Consider the following 1,554-nt stretch of genomic DNA (forward strand, 5'->3'; position numbering starts at 1 on the left):
CAACATCCTGCGCCAGCACCCCGAGAAAAGCTCAATCAAGGGCAAGATCAAGCGAGCCGGATGGGACGACGCCTTCCTCCTCTCACTCCTCGGCCATATGCGATAGCCCTGCCTCGAAAGGGGAGAGGGTAGGGTGAGGGGTCGCGGCGCGAAGCGGCGCAATCCAGCCTTTCAACCAGGTCAGTGCGGCGGATGTGCAACCGGGATGATGGCTGACAGATCAGACCGGGTTGATGCCTGACAGAATCTGCTGGTTTGGGTCTTCCGGCGCGTAGCGCAGCCTATGGCGGAGCGGAGCGAAGCGCCGGAAGAGTCCCTGGCGGTCGATGAGACCCAGGTCGATGTCGAAGAAGCGGACGATGTGGGTTCCGTTGGGCAGCTCGGCGAGGCCGACGGTCTCGCCGATCAGCGGCTCGGAGAGGAAGACCAGGCCGCCGTTCCACTTGATCTCGCCGCTGCTTCGCACGCGGCGGACCTGGTGGTCCGGGTCGTACCAGGGCTCCAGCAGCCGCTTGGGCATCGGCCTTGGCGAGGGACGCCACAGCGCCGCCGGCGGCGGCTGGTCGATGGCTTCGTGCGGCCGCTCGTCGTTGTAGTGGGCGCGGAAGGCGTCGAAGCGGACCTGCTGCTCGGCGAGGCTGTCGCAGGGCGGCTTGGCGGTGTCGGCCTTTAGCGTGCGGTGCATGCGTTCGTGGCGGCCGTTGTCCTGCGGCGAGGCCGGGCGAATGAAGTGCGGCGCGATCCCGAGCTTCAGCCACCAGACGCTGAGCCGGGTCAGCCCGCCGGCGGCTTGCGAGCCGAAGGGCGGGCCGTTGTCGCAGCGGATCGCGGCGGGAAGCCCCTGCTCTTCGAAGACCCGCCTGAAGACCGGCCGCACGCCGTCTGTGGTGGGCTCGGTGATGCGCACCTCGATCAGGTAGCGGCTCGTCGTGCCGGTGATCGTCAGCGGGTCGCAGCGCATGCCATTGCGGGTGCGGAACCAGCCCTTGAAGTCGCAGGCCCACTCGTCGTTGGGCTCCTGGGCCAGCGTCTCGGCCTGGCCGAGCTCCCGCCCCCGACGCCGCCGCGACCTGGCCGTCACCAGCCCTTCGCGCTTCAGGATGTCGCCGATCGTCGACGCCGCCGGCCAGACCGTCCCGGGCTGCGTCCGTTCCAGCCAGGCCTTCACCTTCTTCGGCCCGAACCTGGGGAAGCGCCGCCGGACCGCCGCCACCGCCAGGGCCACCGCCGCCGGCGTCCGATGCGGACAGCTGGCCGCCACATGGCTGCGCCCGCAGAACCACGCCAGATCCCCAGACGCCCGCCGCGCGCGCAGGACGTAGAACGTCTCGCGGCTCACCCCATAAACTTCGCAAAGCTCACGCACCGACCACGCGCCGGTGTCGTAGTCCCTGAGCATCGCCACGCGCTGCTCCAAGCGCCCAAGCTCCCTGAACGGCATCGGAAGGGCCCTCCCTTCCACAGCCTCAACTGTCAGGGAGCAACCCGGTCCAAACTGTCAGGCATCTACCCGGTTCATACCGACAAGCCCCCCTCACCCTACCCTCTCCCCCC

General features: G+C 68.8%; 1 protein-coding gene. It reads right to left on the reverse strand.

Features of this window, described 5'->3' with window-relative positions; all coding sequences use genetic code 11:
• Positions 1–220: 220 nt before the first annotated feature.
• Positions 221–1,399, reverse strand: coding sequence for an integrase core domain-containing protein (locus tag Q8Q88_RS10945; RefSeq protein ID WP_305675225.1), 1,179 nt, complete (start codon positions 1,397–1,399; stop codon positions 221–223).
• Between the last annotated feature and the right edge of the window lie 155 nt (positions 1,400–1,554).

Source organism: Phenylobacterium sp. (genome assembly GCF_030697925.1).
Taxonomy (GTDB): Bacteria; Pseudomonadota; Alphaproteobacteria; order Caulobacterales; family Caulobacteraceae; genus Phenylobacterium.

Bases quoted from the DNA above. Each gene is read 5' to 3' on its own strand.
- Q8Q88_RS10945 (WP_305675225.1), bottom strand. From the start codon at position 1,399: ATGCTCAGGGACTACGACACCGGCGCGTGGTCGGTGCGTGAGCTTTGC.